We start from the raw sequence: 17,597 nt of genomic DNA on the forward strand, positions 1-17,597 counted from the left end.
TCGGGTTACGGGCTAGAGGGGCTTTAGCGCCGATTTCGTTCCCCGAACAGCGCCGTTCCGACCCGCACATGGGTGGCCCCGCATCGGATCGCGGCCTCGTAATCGCCGCTCATTCCCATCGACAGGACCGCCAATCCATTGCGGTCGGCCAGGGCGGACAGGGTTTTGAAATGGGGTTCCGGGTCCTGCGCCGCCGGGGGAATGCACATCAGCCCTTCGACCGTCAGCCCATAGGTCAGACGCGCCGTCGCGATCAGAGCGTCGGCCTGATCGGCCGAGATGCCGGCTTTCTGCGATTCTGCGCCGGTATTGACCTGGACCAGGACGCGCGGCGATCGGCCGCGTCTCATCGCCGCCTCGGCCAGGGCGCGGGCCAGCTTTTCACGATCCAGCGTCTCGACGACATCGAACAGGGCGACGGCGTCCGCCGCCTTGTTGGTCTGCAAAGGGCCGATCAGCCGCAGTTCCAGGTCGGGAAGCCCCGCGATCCGGGCGGTCCAACGCGATTGCGCCTCCTGCACCCGATTTTCGCCGAACACCCGCTGGCCGGACGCCAGTATGGCGTCGATCGCGTCGGGGCCCTGGGTCTTGGATACGGCGGTCAGGGTGACGTCATGGGGATCGCGCCCGGCCGCGCGACAGGCGACGTCGATGCGGGCGCGGACCTCTGCGACCCGTTCGGCGATGGACGGCGGGGCGGAAGCGGGAGATGAAGGGGTCATGAACCTGCCGGCCGGTTACAGCGACGATGCGCGCACGCTCTGGAACGCCGCGACCGCTCTAAACCGCGCCGCCGCCGCTGTCAGCCCAGGCGCCGCCTGGCTGCCGCCCCTTCTGTTCTTCACCGATCCCGACCGAACGCCGCGCCCGTGGGAGACGGCGGCCCGGCTGCCTGTCGGTTCGGCGGTCGTCTATCGCGCCTTCGGCGCGGCGGAGGCCGTCCAAACGGGCGAGAGACTGCGCGAAACGACAGCGACGGCGGGGGTCCGGCTCCTGATCGGACTGGACGCCGAACTGGCCGAAACGGTCGGGGCCGATGGCCTGCATTTGCCGGAACGCGCGGCGCATCGAGCGGTCGAGATACGCAGCGCCCGCCCCCAATGGCTGCTGACCGCCGCCTGGCATGGCGCGGAGACGACGCCGGACGGCTTGGACGCCCTGGTGCTTTCGCCCGTCTTCGCGGCCGGGGGCGTTTCGGCGTCCAGACCGCCCCTGGGGGCCGAGCGGTTCCAAATCCTGGCGAGGGGCGCCGGTCGCCCGGTCTATGCGCTGGGTGGGATCGACGCGACCAACGCAGGCCGGATCGGCGGCGCCTGCGGCCTGGCCGGGGTCGATGCGATCAGGACGGCGTTCGATGCACCGTCCCAGATCAGAACTTGAAGATGGTTTCCAGACGCACGCGCGGCTGGGCGCGGCTGTTGGTTTCCGGGGCGCGGGCCGGGTCGGCTTCGGGCGTGGCCACGGCGGCGGCGGCGCCCACGCGCAGGCGGTCGTTCAAACGATAATAGGCCCCGGCCTCGACATCGCCCCAGTCGGTTTCACGCCCCACGGGCTGGTTCAGGTTGAAATCCAGGCCCCAACGGCCGTTGTCGTTCAGGCGAAGGCCGCGACGCTGCGGCGCCGGCGCATTGCGCTGGGCCGCCTGGGCTTCCGACAGGGACACCGTGTTGGACGCGTTCTGGGCGAGCGCGGACGTCGAGACGGCAAGCGCCGTCGTCGCCAACATCACAGCAAGAAAACCGCCGAACCGCATAACCAAACCCTTAGAACCCCGCCAACGGCGACGTTTCGACCCCGAACCGACCTTATATGGTCGTGAGCCTGGCGATTAGACACCGGGCGCCGGCTCGGTCAACGGAATGACCGCTCGATAACAAGGTTCCTCTTCATTGTTGTCGGCGCATGTGTCTCAGGCGTCACGGGATTTGGGTCGCTTCGGGTCGGATGACGCGCCCCTGTCGCGAAACCGCTGCTTCGACGGACGCCCTCGGGCGCGACTTCGCCTTGTCATCGCCCCTTTTCACCGTGTTATAGAGCGGTGCAGTCGGCGTTTTATCGCGCCGTGCGCGCGTGCGAGCGAGGGCTCCCACGTCCCTGGATTTACGGAGACTTCTCTTGATGAGCCTCAACAAGGCCCTGGTTCGCAACGTCGCGGTCGTGCTGGTGTCTGGCGTGGCCCTGGGCGCGTCGCTTTCGGCCTGCTCGAGCATTCCCTTCGTCGGGGGCAAGAAGTCCGCGCCCAAGACGAACGCCCAGCAGGGCATCGGGGTCAACGCCTATCTGTGGCGCGCCTCGCTCGACACCCTCAGCTTCATGCCGCTGCTGACCGCCGATCCGTGGGGCGGCGTCATCAACTACGACTGGTATATCAACCCCCAGACGCCGAACGAGCGCTTCAAGGCGACCGTCTTCATCCTGGACACCCGCCTGCGCGCCGACGCCCTGAACGTGACGGTGACGAAGGAGGTGAAGGGCGCCGACGGCCAGTGGACCGCCGCCCCGGTCGCCGCCCAGACCGAGGCCGACCTGGAAAACGCCATCCTGACCAAGGCGCGACAGCTGAACCTGTCGAATGCTGGCTGATCGCCAGCATTCGGTTTTCGGCAGGCGCTATCGCCCTTCGGGCTGCTTGAGCGGCATTTGGGGTGCTATCGCCCTTCGGGCTACTTGAGCACGCTGGTTATCGCTCATTGGGGCGCAATTTTCTTGGGCGCTGCCGTCCTTCGGGCTAGTTGAGCCGGGAGGGCGTCAGCGCCCTTTTCGACTTTCAGGACGACCGTGGCCCGATACGACCCCAAGACCGCCGAACCCCGCCAGCAGGCCCGCTGGGCCGAAGCCTCCGCCTTCGTGACGAAGGATGCCGGCCGTCCGAAATACTATGTGCTGGAGATGTTTCCCTATCCTTCGGGGAACATCCACATGGGACACGCCCGCAACTATGTGATGGGCGACGTGGTCGCGCGGTCCAAGCGCGCCCAGGGGTTCGACGTCCTGCACCCGATGGGCTGGGACGCCTTCGGCATGCCGGCCGAGAACGCGGCCATGGAGCGCGGCATCCACCCCAAGGGCTGGACCTATTCCAATATCGCCAACATGCGCGAACAGCTGAAACTGCTGGGCCTGTCGCTGGACTGGTCGCGCGAGTTCGCCACCTGCGACCCGGAATATTATGGCAAGCAACAGGCCTGGTTCCTGGAGCTGTATCGGCGCGGTCTGGTCTATCGCAAGGACGGGGTCGTCAACTGGGACCCGGTCGACAATACGGTCCTGGCCAACGAACAGGTGATCGACGGGCGTGGCTGGCGCTCGGGCGCCTTGGTGGAGAAGCGCAAGCTGAACCAGTGGTTCCTGCGCATCACCGACTATGCCGACGACCTGATCGACGGTCTGAAGAACCTGGACCGCTGGCCCGAAAAGGTCCGGCTAATGCAGGAGAACTGGATCGGAAAGTCCAAGGGCGCGACCCTGTGGTGGACCATCGCCGAGGCGCCGGCCTTCCTGCCCGCCTCGCGCGAGGGCGAACCGAACCACGCCCGCGACCCCATCGAGGTCTACACCACCCGCCCAGACACCCTGTTCGGCGCCAGCTTCCTGGCCCTGGCGCCCGACCATCCGCTGACCAAGGCCATCGCGGAGCATCGGCCGGACGTGGCGGACTTCGTCAAGGCCTGCGCCCAGGCCGGCACCAGCGAAGCCGATATCGAAAAGGCCGAGAAGCTGGGGATCGATTTGGGCGTCCGCGTCCGCCATCCCTTCGATCCGGACAAGACCCTGCCCGTCTGGGCGGCCAACTTCGTGCTGTCCACCTATGGCTCGGGCGCCATCTTCGGCTGCCCCGCCCACGATCAGCGCGACCTGGACTTCGCCCGCAAATACGATCTGCCGGTGACGCCGGTGGTCAAACCCGACGACGCCGAAACCGTCGAGATCGGGACCGAGGCCTATGTCGGTCCCGGCCGCATCTTCAACTCCGGCTTCCTGAACGGCCTGGATGTGGAAGCCGCCAAGGCCGCCGCCATCGCCAGAGTCGAGGCCGCCGGCCAGGGTCGCGCCGAGACCATCTATCGCCTGCGCGACTGGGGCGTCTCGCGCCAGCGCTACTGGGGCTGCCCGATACCGATCATCCACTGCCCGTCCTGCGGCCCGGTCGAAGTTCCCGCCGACCAGTTGCCGGTCGTCCTGCCCGAGGACGTCACCTTCGACGTGCCCGGCAATCCGCTGGACCGGCACCCGACGTGGAAGCATGTCAAATGCCCGTCCTGCGGCGCGGATGCGACGCGCGAGACCGACACCCTGGACACCTTCGTCGATTCCAGCTGGTATTTCGCCCGCTTCACCGATCCCAAGGCCGAGGCGCCGATCGACAAGGCCGCCGCCGACCGCTGGCTGCCGGTGGATCAGTATATCGGCGGGGTCGAGCATGCGGTGCTGCATCTGCTCTACGCCCGCTTCGTGACCCGCGCCCTGACCGACGCCGGCCTGATGAGCGTCAAGGAGCCGTTCGCCGGCCTGTTCACCCAAGGCATGGTGGTCCACGAGACGTATCGTCGGCCCGACGGCGCCTGGGTAGAGCCGACCGACGTCGAGCTGAGCAACGACAACGGCGTCCGTTCGGCCCGCCAGCTGTCGACCGGCGACGCCCTGATCATCGGCGACATCGAAAAGATGTCCAAGTCCAAGAAGAACGTGGTCGCCCCGGCCGAAATCCTGGAAAGCCACGGCGTGGACGCTGGGCGCCTGTTCGTCCTCTCGGACAGCCCGCCCGAACGGGACGTGCAGTGGACGCCGGGCGGGGTGGAGGGTGCCAGCCGCTTCGTTCAGCGCGCCTGGTCCCTGTTCGACGCCTACGACCCCGCCTTCGCCGGCGAGGACACGGCCAACGCCGAACTGCTGCGCGAGACCCACAAGGCCGTCAAGGCCGTGTCCGAAGGCGTAGAGGGCTTCCGCTTCAACTCGGCCATCGCCAAGCTTTATTCTTTCGTCGCCGCGATTCGCGACGCGGACCAGGCCGGCGGCGACGCCAAGCGCCAGGCCCTGTCGGCCCTGGCCCGGCTGATCGCCCCCTTCACCCCGCACCTGGCCGAGGAATGCTGGACCCGGCTGGGCGAGGACGGGATGGTTCTGGACGCGCCGTGGCCTGTGTGGGACGCTGCTCTGGCGGCCGACGACGAGGTGGTGCTGCCCATCCAGATCAACGGCAAGCGTCGGGCGGAAATCCGCGTGGCGCGCGGCATGGAGCCGGCCGAGGTCGAGGCGGTCGTCCTGGCCGATGCGACCGTGCAGGCGCGGCTGGAGGGTCTGAGCGTGAAGAAGATCGTCGTGGTCAAGGACCGCATCGTCAATCTGGTGGCCGGCTGATGCGTATCGCGGCGGCCTTTGCGGTGTTGACGGCCCTGGGCGTATCCGCCTGCGGCTTCACCCCCATTTACGCCGAGCCGGCCCTGGGGTCGTCCCTGCGCCGGATCGCCGTCTCGACCCAGGACGACCGACTGGGCTATCGCCTGCGCGAGCAGTTGGAGGACGTCCTGGCCTGGGACCGGGGCGAAGCGCCCCTGTACCGTCTGACCACCCAGGTCGAGCAAAGCCGCCGCTCCCTGGGTCGCCGCATCGACGACACCGCGACCCGCTATGAGTTGACCGTCAAGGCGACCTGGATCCTGACCCCCGCCGCGGGCGGCGCGCCGATCACCGGCGCGGAGACGGTGACGACCACCTACGCCGCCGCCGACCAACCCTATGCCGCCATCGCCGCCCAGCAGGACGGCGAGGAGCGCGCGGCCTCGGAGCTGGCCCGCCTGATCCGACTCGACCTCATGCAGGCCCTGTCCAACCCGTGATCCTGGCCAAACGTCCCGAGATCGAACGCTTCCTGAAGGCGCCCGATCCGGCGATCCGGGCGGCGGTCATCCACGGAAAGGATCGCTCCGGCGTCGCCGAGCGGGCCGAAGTCCTGTGCCGGACCGTCACGTCCGATCTGAACGACCCCTTCAACGTCACCGTCCTGACCGACAGCGACATCGACAGCGACGAGACGCGGCTGGAAGAGGCCTTGACGGCCATGTCCCTGATGGGCGGGCGGCGTCTGGTGCGCATCCGGCTGGCGGCGCTGAAGCCCGGCGTGGACAAGGCCGTAGCCGCCGCGCTGAAGACCCACGCCCAGGGCGGCTACAATCCCGACGCCATGCTGGTGGTCGAGGCCGATCAGCTCGGTCGCGAATCGGCGCTGAGAAAGACGGCCGAAAAGGAAAACGGGGCCGTCGGCATCGTCTGTTACGAGGATGAGACCGGCGATGTCGCCCGCATGGTGCGCGAGGCCCTGGCGGCGGACAAGGTCGGTCTGACATCCGACGCCCTGGATCGGTTCGTCGCCCGTCTGCCCCGCGAACGCGGCCTGATGCGTCAGGAGATCGAGCGCCTGGCCCTGTTCATCGGTCCAGGGTCGGGCCGGACGCTGGACATGGACGCGCTGGAACTGCACCTGGGCGTAGAGCCGGACGCCTCGCTGTCCGATGCGGCGCTCCAGGCCTTTGGCGCCCGCGCCGCCCCGGCGCAATCGGGCCTGAGGCGCGCCTTCGCCGAGGGCGAATCGTCGGTCATGGCCGTGCGATGCGCCGCCATGCATCTGGGAAAGCTTCGCAGGATCAATATCTTGCAAGCCAACGGCGCAAACGCCAAAGAGGCCGCGAAGGCTGCCGGCGTTTTCTGGAAGCAGGAGGCGGAAATGCTGCGTCAGGCCCGGTCCTGGCGCCTGGAGGCTCTCGACGAGGTCATGGACAGCATCAACGTCGCCGATGTCGCCGCCAAGACGACCGGAATGCCCGACCAGCTGATCGCCGAACGCCTGCTGCTGGAAATCGCCGGCCGGGCGAGACGACTGGGGCTTTAGACGAACCCCGAGAAGCAGGCTCACCCGCGCTTGGACGCCTTGCGGAACGCCGGCTTGGCCATCGCCACATTGCGGGCGGCCACGCTCTTCTCCTCGGCCTTGGCGCCGGGCTGCACATTGAATCCGTGTCCGCCTTTCGCCTTCTTGGCGGCGAGCGCCTGTTTCAACTTGTCGGCGGCTGTGGGCGTGTTCTGATCGGTCATACGCCCACCCTACCACATCCCCGGCGTCAACCTCGCATCAGACGACGGCACAGGTCGTCCAACTGCTCCAGCGTGCCATAACGGATGGTCAGTTCGCCCTTTCCGTCACGGTCCGTCAGCTGGACGTTCAGCCCCAGGGCGTCGGCCAGGTCCTGTTGCAGGGCTGCGACATCCGCAGAGCCGCCGCCGGACCTGGCGCCCCCCGACCGCGCCTTCGACGGTTTCGGCCCTTCGACCGCGCGCCGCGCCAGGGCTTCGGTCTCGCGAACGCTCAGGCCGTCGACAAAGGCGATATCGGCCAACCGGCCGGGATCGGGCGTGTTGATCAAGGCCCGCGCGTGGCCGGCCGACAGCTTGCCTTCACGCACATAGAACAGCACCCGTTCAGGCAGTTGCAGCAGACGCAGGGTGTTGGCCACATGGCTGCGGCTTTTGCCGACGACGCTGGCGACCGCGTCCTGGGTGCGCCCGAAACGCTCCATCAGGACACGGTAGGCCTCGGCCTCTTCCAGCGGATTCAGGTCGGCGCGCTGGACGTTCTCGACGATGGCGACCTCGAACACCTCGACGTCGTCCATTTCATGGACCACGACCGGCACTTCGGTCAGGCGAGCGGCCTGGGACGCGCGCCAGCGGCGCTCGCCGGCTATGATCTGCCAGACGCCGGGCTCGCCGGGCTGGGTCCGCACCAGGATCGGCTGAAGCACCCCCTTGTCGCGGATCGAGGCCGTCAGTTCTTCTAGGTCCTCCTGGCGGAACACCTTGCGCGGTTGGTCCGGGTTGGGCTTGACACTCTCGATCGGCACGCGCCGCACGCCGGCTGACACGGGCGCGTCCGTCGCGACGGGAGCCTCCGCATTCTCGCCCATAAGCGCCGACAGACCGCGGCCCAAACCTCTTTGTCGTTCAGCCAAGATACTGCTTCCGTTTCTTTTCTTAGGAATCAAGCGGCCAGCGCGAGGCGTCGCCGCTCGCGCTTGACCACCTCGCGCGCCAGCCGCAGATAGGCTTGGCTGCCGGCGCATTTCAGGTCGTAGATCAGGGCCGGCTTGCCGAAGGACGGCGCCTCGGCGACGCGCACGTTGCGCGGAATGACGCTGTCATAGACCTTGTCGCCGAAATGGGCGCGGACATCGTTGGCGACCTGGCCCGATAGGGCGCTGCGCCGGTCGAACATGGTCAGGACCAGGCCCTGGATTTCAAGCGTGGGGTTCAGGCTGTGCTTGACCATGTCGATGGTCCGCATCAGTTGGCTCAGGCCCTCCAAGGCGAAGAATTCGCACTGCAACGGCACCAGCACCGCATCCGCCGCCGCCATGGCGTTCAGCGTCAACAGGTTCAGCGACGGCGGGCAGTCGATCAGCACATAGTCATACGCGGTAGGCCCGTCGTCATGCGCGCGCAAGGCGTCGCGCAGACGGTAGGAGCGGCGGTCCGCCTGACTCAATTCGATCTCCACCCCCGACATATCGGCGTCCGCCGGCACGATCCAGAGGCCGGGCACCGTCGTCTGCACCGCCGCGTCGTCGATTGAGCGGTGATCGACGACGACGTCGTAGATGGTGACGCGACGTGTTTCACGTGGAACACCGAGGCCGGTAGAGGCGTTGCCTTGCGGATCCATGTCGACGATCAGCACGCGCTCCCCAATGGCGGCAAGAGCGGTGCCCAGGTTTATCGCCGTCGTCGTCTTGCCCACCCCGCCCTTCTGGTTGGAGACGGCCAGGACCCGGGCGGGTTGTTTTTCACGAGCGGATGCGGGCACGTCGAACACTCCGAATTGTCACGATTCGGCCACGCGGGTCGCTCTGCGACGGGGCCAGTTCCGCTTCGAAATGCCAGGATTTCCGTGCGGCGATCAACTCGGATTCGGCCTTCTCGCCCTTGAGGAAAAGACCTTGTGCACCCCTTTCGAAGTAGGGCTGTGCATAACCCAGCAACTTATCCATCGGCGCCACAGCCCGCGCGGTGACGATATCGCATCTCACCTGCTGCTCTTCCGCCCGACCATTGATGACGGTGGCGGGCAGACCTAGCGCGTCGACCGTTTCCCGCAGGAACCGACACCGCTTTCCCAGACTGTCGATCAGCCATATGTGGCTGCCGGGACGACCTTTCAAAAGGATCGCCAGGATCACCCCGGGAAATCCCGCCCCCGCCCCCAGGTCCGCCCAGGTGGATGCCTTCGGCGCATGACATAGCAGTTGGGCGCTGTCCCAGGCATGGCGATTCCAATAGTCCGGCAGGCTGTCGGGTCCGACCAGGTTCATCACCGCGTTCGCATCGCCCAATCGCAGGCGAAACGATTCGAGATCGGCCATCTGAATATCGGTCGCGTTCGTGCGTGCCTGAAAGATCGACCGTTCGGCCGCCAGCATCAGGCGGCCGCCACAGTGCGCGGTGTGCGCTTCACATGGGCCAGAAGGGCCGTCAGCGCGCCGGGCGTCATGCCCTCGATCCGCCTCGCCTGTCCCAAGGTCATGGGCCGCACCCGCGCCAGCTTTTCGCGCACCTCGTTGGACAGTCCCCCGACGACCTCATAGTCGAGATCGGCCGGAAGGTTCAGCGCCTCTTCGTTCCGCAGGGCCTCGGCGTCCATGGCCTGGCGATCCAGATAGTTGGCGTATCCTGCGTCGATGACCACCTGCTCCCGAACGTCTTCGTTCCAGGCCATGACCTCGGGGATCACCGGCGCGAACTGGTCCAGCATCACGCCGGGGAAGGCCAAAAGTTCGCGCATCGACCGACGACGGCCATCGGCGTTCACGGCGATTCCGATCGCGCCGGCCTCATTCGGGGTGAAAAGGGTTTCACGTGAAACAGCGCTGGCGCGCTTCAGGGCGGCGGACTTTCGCTCGAACCGAGTGCGACGCACTTCGCCGACAACTCCGAGGGAAATCGCCAGCGGCGTCAAACGCTGATCGGCGTTGTCCGCCCGCAGGGTCAGTCGATACTCGGCCCGGCTGGTGAACATCCGATACGGCTCCGTCACGCCCCGCGTCACCAGGTCGTCGATCATCACCCCGATATAGGCCTGGTCGCGGCCCAGGATCACCGCCTCCTGGCCTGCCGCCGCGCGCGCCGCATTCAGGCCCGCCATCAACCCCTGGGCGGCCGCTTCCTCGTAGCCGGTGGTGCCATTGATCTGGCCGGCCAGATACAGCCCGGGCCGCGTCTTGAGCTCCAGGGCGGGCGTTAATTCGCGCGGATCGACATAGTCGTATTCGATGGCGTAGCCGTACCGGAACACCTCGACCTGCTCCAAACCCGGGATAGTGCGCAGAAAAGCCAGCTGGGTCGTTTCGCTGACCGAGGTCGAAATGCCGTTGGGATAAACCGTTGGGTCGTCCAACCCCTCGGGCTCCAGAAAGATCTGATGGCTGGTCTTGTCGGCGAATCGCACGACCTTGTCCTCGATCGAGGGGCAGTAGCGCGGCCCCCGGCCCGACAGCCGCCCGCCATAGACCGCGCTCTCGCCCAGGTTCTCGGCTATGATCCTATGGGTCTCTTCCGTCGTATGGGTGACGCCGCAGGCGATCTGCGGCACGGCGATCCGCTCGGTCAGAAAGGAAAAGGCCGAAGGGACCTCGTCCGCCTGCTGCATCTCCAGCCGGTCCCAGGCGATGGTGCGCCCGTCCAACCGTGCGGGCGTGCCCGTCTTCAGCCGACCCATCTGCAGATCAGCCGCACGCAGATTGGCCGCCAGCCCCGTCGAAGGGGCTTCGCCATGACGCCCTGCCGCAATGCGCTGTTCGCCCCGATGGATGACGCCGTTCAGGAAGGTTCCCGTGGTCAGGACGACCGCCCTGGCCCGCACGCGTTCGCCGGCGCCGGTGACGACGCCCAAGACCCGGTCGCCTTCCAGGATCAGGCTTTCCGCCGTGCCCGCCATCAGCATCAAATTCGGCGTGACGCCGAGTTCGGCCTGCATGGCTTCACGGTAAAGACGGCGATCGATCTGACTGCGCGGGCCGCGGACGGCGGCGCCCTTAGACCGGTTCAGCAGACGAAACTGGATGCCCGAGGCATCGGCCAGGCGCCCCATGATTCCGTCCATCGCGTCGATCTCGCGCACCAGATGCCCCTTGCCTAGGCCGCCGATGGCTGGGTTGCACGACATCTCGCCGATGGTTTCCAGCTTCTGGGTCAGCAGGAGCGTACGGGCCCCGGCTCGCGCCGAAGCCGCCGCTGCTTCACAGCCGGCGTGGCCGCCGCCGATGACGACGACATCGCAGACGATTTCAGAGAAGGTGCGCATCCGCGCCACATAATGCAAAAGGGCGTCGGTCGCCAGTCTCGCGCCGTCTTCCCACCACCGGACAAGGTAAGGCGGATTGTTTCACGTGAAACGCCGGTATGGCGGCGGAACTATTTTCCTATGCAGAAAGAGGCGAACACCTGGCCCAGTATGTCCTCCACGCCGATGGCGCCGGTCACGCGGGCCAGGCTATCGGCGGCGCGCCTCAAATCATCCCCTGCCATTTCGGGCGCGACCGCCAAGGCCGAACGGCCCGCTTCGACCGCAGCCAGGGCTTCCATCAACCGCAGCCGATGCCGTTCGCGGGTCACGGCCGGAAAGTCGGTCCCCGACAGGTCACGGGCCAATCGGGCGGCGATCCAATCGTGAAGCGCCTGCAGCCCCTCGCCGTTGGTCGTACTGACGCGAACGGCTTCGAGCCCAGGCTCCACTTCGTCCACACCCAGATCCGCCTTGTTGGCGACGATCAGATCGCCAGGCCGGACATAGGCGCCGGCTGCGCCCTCCGGATCGCCTGGGGCGCGCACCCATAGACGCAGGTCGGCCTGTTCGGCCCGCGTCCGGGCCCGCCGGACGCCTTCGGCCTCGACCGGATCGTCGCTCTCGCGCAGGCCGGCGGTGTCGGAAAGGGTCACGGCATAGCCCCCAATCACCAGTTCGGCGTCCAAGACATCGCGCGTCGTTCCGGCGATGGGGGTCACGATGGCGGCTTCCCGCGCGATCAGGGCGTTGAACAGCGACGACTTGCCGGCGTTGGTCTCGCCGATCAGAACGATGCGATACCCGTCGCGAACCCGCTCGCCGCGCCGCGCCGTCGCGACCGCCCGGCGCAAATCCTCGGCCAGCCGATCCAGCACCGGCCCCGCCGTTCGCGCCAGATTGTCGGGCACCTCTTCGTCGGGAAAGTCGATTTCCGCCTCGACCAACGCCAGGGCGGTCAGCAGATCGCGACGGAAACCCGCATAGGTCTCGCTTAGCCGCCCGTCCAATTGGCCCAGCGCCTGCTTCGCCTGGGCGGCCGTTTCGGCGTCGATCAGGTCGGCGACCGCTTCCGCCTGGGCCAGGTCCATCCGGCCGTTCTGAAAGGCGCGGCGGGTGAACTCTCCCGGTTCCGCCGGTCGGAGGCCGAGCGCGATCAGGGCCTGGCTCGCCGCTTCCACCACAGCCCGGCCGCCGTGAAGATGCAACTCGGCGGCGTCTTCCCCTGTATAGGAGTGAGGCGCGACGAAACGCAGGACCAGAGCCTGGTCGATATGGCCGCCATCGTGGCTCAGATTCCGCACCGACGCCAGGCGCGGCGGCAGGCGGGGCGCGCCAAGCGCCGTCAAAGTCGGTTCGACCTCCGGCCCGGACAGCCGAATTACGGCGATGGCTCCACGCCCCGGAGGCGTGGCGAGGGCGAAGATGGTCTCGTTCATGTCAACAGTCATCCTGCTTCATGAAGCCGAGGAGGCGATGGCGGCGTATCGGCATCGCGGCCGGAGGCGCGGCCTCACTTGACCGCCGCTTCCATCAATCGACGGAACTGATCCTGGGCCTGAAGGCCGAAGCTTGCCCAGGTCTTCATCAATTCCTCGGGCTGCATGGCGGCGACATTGGCCTGCATCCGCTGCTGCATCTCCGCGACCAAGGCCTCGTTCAATGGGGCCACGTCGGGCAGACCCAGGAAGGCCCGCGCCTCAGCCGGGGTGCAATCCACCTCGACATTGATCTTCATCGGTCTTGGCTCCGTTTCACGTGAAACAGAACGCCTGACGGTCGAATCCGCCTCAAGTGTTCATAGACTGGAAGAACTCGGCGTTGTTCTTGGATTGACGCAGCTTGTCGAGCAGGAACTCGATCGCGTCCTGCGGCCCCATCGGATTCAGGATACGGCGCAGGACATAGGTCTTGGCCAGCTGATCCTTGGGCGTGATCAGATCTTCCTTGCGGGTGCCGGACTTCAGCACGTCAATGGCGGGGAAGATGCGCTTGTCGGCGACCTTGCGGTCCAGCACGATCTCGGAGTTGCCGGTGCCCTTGAACTCTTCGAAGATCACTTCGTCCATGCGGCTGCCGGTGTCGATCAAGGCCGTGGCGATGATGGTCAGCGATCCGCCCTGCTCCACATTGCGCGCCGCGCCGAAGAAGCGTTTCGGCCGCTGCAGGGCGTTGGCGTCGACGCCGCCGGTCAACACCTTGCCCGACGACGGGACGGTGGCGTTATAAGCGCGGCCCAGGCGGGTGATGGAGTCCAGCAGGATCACCACGTCCTTCTTGTGCTCGACCAGGCGCTTGGCCTTTTCGATCACCATTTCGGCGACGGCGACGTGGCGGGTGGCGGGCTCGTCGAAGGTGGAGGCCACGACCTCGCCCTTCACCGTGCGCTGCATGTCGGTGACTTCTTCAGGACGTTCGTCGATCAAGAGGACGATCAGGAAAACTTCCGGGTGGTTCTTCTCGATCGACTTGGCGATGTTCTGCAGCATCACCGTCTTGCCGACGCGGGGCGGCGCCACGATCAGGCATCGCTGACCCTTGCCCAACGGGGCGACGATGTCGATGACCCGCCCGGACCGGTCCTTCAGCGTCGGGTCCTGGATTTCCATGTGCAGCCGCTCTTCGGGGTACAGCGGCGTCAGGTTGTCGAACAGGACCTTGGTCTTGACCAGTTCCGGGTCTTCCAGATTGATCGTGTCGACTTTCAACAGGGCGAAGTAACGCTCGCCCTCGCGCGGGCCGCGCACGGCCCCGTGCACCGTATCGCCCGATCGCAGCCCGAAGCGTCGAATCTGCGACGGCGAGACATAGATATCGTCCGGCCCCGGAAGATAATTGGCGTCCGGGCTGCGCAGGAAGCCGAAACCGTCGGGCAGGATCTCCAGCACCCCGTCGGCGATGATCTCCACCTCCTCGTCGGCCAGGGCCTTGAGGATGGCGAACAGCAGGTCCTGCTTGCGCAGGTTCGAGGCGTTCTCGACTTCCAGCTGTTCGGCGAAGGCGACCAGGTCGGCCGGCGTCTTCTCGTTCAGTTCGGCCAGCGTGATACGGCCGTTGGCGACGACCGGCTCGCCATCGTCGTCCTCGTCGGCCGTGGTGTCCACGCCGGAATCGGCGCTGGCCGCCTCGCCCGGCGAATGGACGGCGCCGTGATGTTCAGCGGGTTCGAGGGATTCAGCCTCGGGGGAATCGGGATCGGTGTCGCGGACGTCGGTCATGATGCAGGCTCGTGGGCGCGCGCAGACGGTCTCTGCGGCGTCGGGTCTTCGAGATGTCTGGCCTTTCGGCCGGAGGAGGATGCGACGGGCTCCTGCGGGTCGAACCGCCAGGCGTCGCGAAGAAGAGAGGGCCGCCGGCGCAAGGGTCGAGCGGTTCGCCGCCAGCGGAACCACAGGCCGCGCCCGACGTCAAGCGCAGCCGCCTAGCCGAAGCGCCATTCGGTCGTCACAGACAAGACCATGACGATGGCCAGCAGGAACGGAATCTCGTTCGTCATGCGCCAGAACCGGCCGGAATATTTCGATGTTCCCGCCGCGATCTTCTTCCTCTGGGCGGCCAGGAAGCCGTGCCAGCCGCTGAGCAGGAGGACTCCGACCAGTTTGACGATCATCCACGGCTCGGCCAGAAAGGCCGCGCCCCGGGCGGAGACGTCGATGTGGATCAGCCATAGTCCGAAGCCCCAGGCCAGGATCATGGCCGGATTGACGATGATGCGCAGCAGCCGCGTCTGCCACAGACGCAGCAGCCGCTGCATCTCGCCGCGCAGAGGCTCGGGCTTGGCGTTCTGTTCGACGTCGTAGGCGTAGAGGCGGGGCAGAAACAGCAGGCCCGCCATCCAGGCGATCACCGCCAGAATGTGCAGGCCGCGCGCCAGGTCATAGAGGGTCATGCCGCGTGTCTCCCGTTACGATGCGGACAGGCCTTCCAGTCCGCCTTGCAGCCCTGGCCATGGGGCGCGACGCCGGTCCGGCCCAGGGCGCCGACCGCCGCCTCGGCCAGGGCGTCGATGAACAGCGGTTCGATCCCGACGGCGGAAGCCCTCAAATAGGGGACCACGCCTTTGTCCCGGGCCAGCTCCGCATATTCGATATCCAGTTCGACCAGGGTTTCGACATGCTCGGAGACGAAGGCGACGGGGGTCACGACCACTCCGACGCCGTCCTCGGCCGCGCTCTGAATCGCCTCGGGAGTCGAAGGACCCAGCCATTTCATCGGGCCGACCCGGCTTTGATAGCAGATGGCGTGGTCGATGGGTCCGCGACGGGCCTCGATTTCCGCGACCACGGCGGCGACCGTGGTCTCGACCTGTTCCTGATAGGGATCGCCCTTTCCCGTCACGAGCTTTTCGGGGATGCCGTGGGCGGAGAACAGCACCCGCACGGGCGCCTCGCCGGCCTCATCCAGTTTTTCCCCGATCGCCTGGGCCTGGGCCGCGATCCAGCCGGCGGCCCGGGGATAGCAGCAGACGGCCCGACTGACGCCCGATCCGGCGTAGGTCTCGTTCCAGATCTTCAGAGAGGATTGAGTCGTCGTCGTCGAATACTGCGGATAGAGCGGCAGCAGGATGACCTCGTCCGGCCCGAACACGGCGACGTCGGCGGCCGTCTCCTCGGTCAGCGGGTTCCAGTAACGCATGGCGATAAAGACCCGGATCTCGTCGCCCGCCAGCCGCGCGGCCAGCGCGGTCTCCAGCGCCCGGGCCTGGGCCTGCGTTTCCCCCAGCAGGGGCGATCCTCCGCCCATCAGCCGGTAGTTAGCCTGGGCGGCGGCCTCGCGCCGACTGGAGATCAGCCGGGCCAGAGGGGTGCGCGCCAGGCCAGGCAGGCCGATGATGGCCGGATCGTTGAACAGGTTGAACAGGAAGGGTTTGACCGCGGCCTGGTCGTCCGGTCCGCCGAGATTGAACAGGACGACGGCGATGCGCCTGCCCCTCAGTCCTGTTCCGTGGTGCTCGGTCATTGGGCGCCGATCCGTTCCAGCACCTGCTCGACATGACCGATGGGCACGTCCGGCAGGATGCCGTGGCCCAGGTTGAACACCCACGGCCCCTGGCCCCAGGCCTCCATCAGTTGATCGACGCGGCGGTCCAGAGGATCGCCCCCGGCGCGCAGCAGCAGCGGGTCCAGCGCGCCCTGGATCGGCTTGATCTGCTGAACCCGCCGTCCGACCTCCAGCGGACAGGCGGTGTCGAGTGCGACGGCGTCCACCTCCACCGCCTCGGCATAACGCTCAGCCAGCGCCGCAGAGCCCCGAGGAAAGCCGATCAGAGGGACTGCGACCCCCAGCTCTTTCGCGCGCTTCACCAGCGCCTGGTGCGGCTTCAGGACCAGTCTCTCGAACAGATCGTCCGGCAGGCCTTCGGCCCAGCTTTCGAAGATTTTGAGCACCTGAGCGCCGGCGTCCGCCTGCATCTTCAGATAACGGGCCGTGGCCTCGACCAGGACCTCCAGCGTCTCGTCGACCCGTTTGGGATCGGCATAGGCATAGGTGCGGGCCTGGGCGCGTTCGCCCTTGCCGATGGTCCGATGCTCGCCGTCCAGCATATAGGTCGCCACCGTCCATGGCGCGCCGGCGAAACCGATCAGGGCGCGTTCCGGCTCCAGCGCCGCGCGCACGATCGCCAGGGTTTCGCCCACCGCCGACAGATGCTCGCCCGCCGCCGGGGCCAGTTCCGCCATCCGGCCGGGGATCGGCATTTCGCCCAGCCGCGGCCCCTCCCCCGTCTCGAACCAGACGTCCTGGCCCAGGGCGCGGGGGATCAACAGGATGTCGGCGAAGACGATGGCCGCGTCGAAGCCGAACCGCCGCATGGGCTGAAGCGTCGCCTCGGCCGCCATCTCGGGATTCAGGCAGAAGGCGATGAAGTCGGGCGCCTCGGCCCGCAGCCTGCGATACTCGGGCAGATAACGCCCCGCCTGACGCATGAACCAGACCGGCGGGCGCTTCAGCGTCTCCCCCCGAAGCGCCCTCAGCATCAAGGGCGTCTGACTGGCGTTCTGGCTCGGATCGGTCATGCCGGACGATTAAGGTCACAGCCCCCCGCTCTCAATCCCTAATCAAGATAAGAATTAAAAGATTCGAAGTGGCAGGTAGGGCGGTGGAACGACGGGGAAGATTCCGGCCGCAGCGGCGGAACAAAACCGGATATCCCCGGTCCGGCCATCGTTAACGGGGATCGTCGCACGGGGTTTCCCGGCCGTGGACAATCCCTAACGAAACCTTAACGCCAAAGGCTTTCCGGGACCTTGCGCCTGTGAATGCGGTTAAGCGC

The 17,597-nt window shown here is 66.8% G+C and carries 18 protein-coding genes; 5 read left to right on the forward strand and 13 right to left on the reverse strand.

What is annotated here, in order from left to right:
- Positions 1-23: 23 nt before the first annotated feature.
- Positions 24-722 carry a YggS family pyridoxal phosphate-dependent enzyme gene (locus DI624_RS00725; protein ID WP_291535428.1) on the reverse strand — a complete coding sequence of 233 codons (699 nt, stop codon included), beginning with the start codon at positions 720-722 and terminating at the stop codon, positions 24-26.
- Here DI624_RS00725 and DI624_RS00730 point away from each other — a divergent pair.
- On the forward strand, positions 721-1,380 hold the full coding sequence (locus DI624_RS00730) for a thiamine phosphate synthase (protein ID WP_291535430.1): 660 nt from the start codon (positions 721-723) through the stop codon (positions 1,378-1,380). The two genes, DI624_RS00725 and DI624_RS00730, sit on opposite strands and share 2 nt — an antisense overlap.
- On the opposite strand, the gene DI624_RS00735 is transcribed toward DI624_RS00730, so the two are convergent.
- The gene (locus DI624_RS00735) at positions 1,370-1,726 is read right to left on the reverse strand and encodes an NtrZ family periplasmic regulatory protein (protein ID WP_291535431.1); all 357 of its coding nucleotides are present in this window, start codon (positions 1,724-1,726) and stop codon (positions 1,370-1,372) included. The two genes, DI624_RS00730 and DI624_RS00735, sit on opposite strands and share 11 nt — an antisense overlap.
- A 392-nt stretch (positions 1,727-2,118) precedes the next feature.
- Between DI624_RS00735 and DI624_RS00740 the strand changes: the two genes are divergently transcribed.
- The 4 genes from DI624_RS00740 to holA all read left to right on the forward strand — a co-directional run bounded on the left by DI624_RS00740 (position 2,119) and on the right by holA (position 6,886).
- Complete coding sequence (locus DI624_RS00740; RefSeq protein ID WP_291535432.1) at positions 2,119-2,583, forward strand: DUF3576 domain-containing protein; 465 nt, start codon at positions 2,119-2,121, stop codon at positions 2,581-2,583.
- A gap of 195 nt (positions 2,584-2,778) precedes the next feature.
- Positions 2,779-5,358: a leucine--tRNA ligase gene (gene leuS, locus DI624_RS00745; protein WP_291535433.1), complete on the forward strand. Its 2,580-nt coding sequence runs from the start codon at positions 2,779-2,781 to the stop codon at positions 5,356-5,358.
- Positions 5,358-5,837 (forward strand): LPS assembly lipoprotein LptE, encoded by a 480-nt coding sequence (gene lptE / locus DI624_RS00750; protein WP_291535435.1) that lies wholly within the window; start codon positions 5,358-5,360, stop codon positions 5,835-5,837. The genes leuS and lptE overlap by 1 nt, the downstream gene beginning before the upstream one ends.
- Entirely contained in the window at positions 5,834-6,886 is a 1,053-nt protein-coding gene (gene holA / locus DI624_RS00755; RefSeq protein ID WP_291535437.1) for a DNA polymerase III subunit delta, read from the forward strand. Before lptE ends, holA begins: the two co-directional genes overlap by 4 nt.
- A gap of 20 nt (positions 6,887-6,906) precedes the next feature.
- On the opposite strand, the gene DI624_RS00760 is transcribed toward holA, so the two are convergent.
- The 11 genes from DI624_RS00760 to hemE form a co-directional block, all read right to left on the reverse strand.
- Positions 6,907-7,089 (reverse strand): hypothetical protein, encoded by a 183-nt coding sequence (locus DI624_RS00760; protein WP_291535438.1) that lies wholly within the window; start codon positions 7,087-7,089, stop codon positions 6,907-6,909.
- A 26-nt stretch (positions 7,090-7,115) separates the two neighbouring features.
- On the reverse strand, positions 7,116-8,003 hold the full coding sequence (locus DI624_RS00765; RefSeq protein ID WP_291535440.1) for a ParB/RepB/Spo0J family partition protein: 888 nt from the start codon (positions 8,001-8,003) through the stop codon (positions 7,116-7,118).
- A gap of 29 nt (positions 8,004-8,032) precedes the next feature.
- Entirely contained in the window at positions 8,033-8,854 is an 822-nt protein-coding gene (locus DI624_RS00770; protein ID WP_291535441.1) for an AAA family ATPase, read from the reverse strand.
- Positions 8,835-9,467, reverse strand: coding sequence for a 16S rRNA (guanine(527)-N(7))-methyltransferase RsmG (gene rsmG, locus DI624_RS00775; RefSeq protein ID WP_291535443.1), 633 nt, complete (start codon positions 9,465-9,467; stop codon positions 8,835-8,837). Before rsmG ends, DI624_RS00770 begins: the two co-directional genes overlap by 20 nt.
- Positions 9,467-11,347, reverse strand: a complete 1,881-nt coding sequence (mnmG, locus tag DI624_RS00780; RefSeq protein ID WP_291535445.1) for a tRNA uridine-5-carboxymethylaminomethyl(34) synthesis enzyme MnmG — start codon at positions 11,345-11,347, stop codon at positions 9,467-9,469. The genes rsmG and mnmG overlap by 1 nt, the downstream gene beginning before the upstream one ends.
- Before the next feature lie 110 nt (positions 11,348-11,457).
- On the reverse strand, positions 11,458-12,765 hold the full coding sequence (gene mnmE, locus DI624_RS00785; protein WP_291535447.1) for a tRNA uridine-5-carboxymethylaminomethyl(34) synthesis GTPase MnmE: 1,308 nt from the start codon (positions 12,763-12,765) through the stop codon (positions 11,458-11,460).
- A 74-nt stretch (positions 12,766-12,839) separates the two neighbouring features.
- Positions 12,840-13,064, reverse strand: a complete 225-nt coding sequence (locus tag DI624_RS00790; RefSeq protein ID WP_291535449.1) for a DUF6489 family protein — start codon at positions 13,062-13,064, stop codon at positions 12,840-12,842.
- Between the two features lie 52 nt (positions 13,065-13,116).
- The gene (gene rho / locus DI624_RS00795) at positions 13,117-14,544 is read right to left on the reverse strand and encodes a transcription termination factor Rho (protein WP_291535451.1); all 1,428 of its coding nucleotides are present in this window, start codon (positions 14,542-14,544) and stop codon (positions 13,117-13,119) included.
- A 203-nt stretch (positions 14,545-14,747) separates the two neighbouring features.
- A complete protein-coding gene (locus tag DI624_RS00800) occupies positions 14,748-15,215 on the reverse strand; it encodes a CopD family protein (RefSeq protein WP_291535453.1) in 468 nt (155 codons plus the stop codon).
- Positions 15,212-16,285, reverse strand: coding sequence for a ferrochelatase (gene hemH / locus DI624_RS00805; protein ID WP_291535455.1), 1,074 nt, complete (start codon positions 16,283-16,285; stop codon positions 15,212-15,214). Before hemH ends, DI624_RS00800 begins: the two co-directional genes overlap by 4 nt.
- Positions 16,282-17,340, reverse strand: coding sequence for a uroporphyrinogen decarboxylase (gene hemE / locus DI624_RS00810; protein ID WP_291535457.1), 1,059 nt, complete (start codon positions 17,338-17,340; stop codon positions 16,282-16,284). The genes hemH and hemE overlap by 4 nt, the downstream gene beginning before the upstream one ends.
- Positions 17,341-17,597 lie beyond the last annotated feature (257 nt).

The sequence above is a fragment of the Brevundimonas sp. genome (assembly GCF_003248455.1).
GTDB lineage: Bacteria > Pseudomonadota > Alphaproteobacteria > Caulobacterales > Caulobacteraceae > Brevundimonas.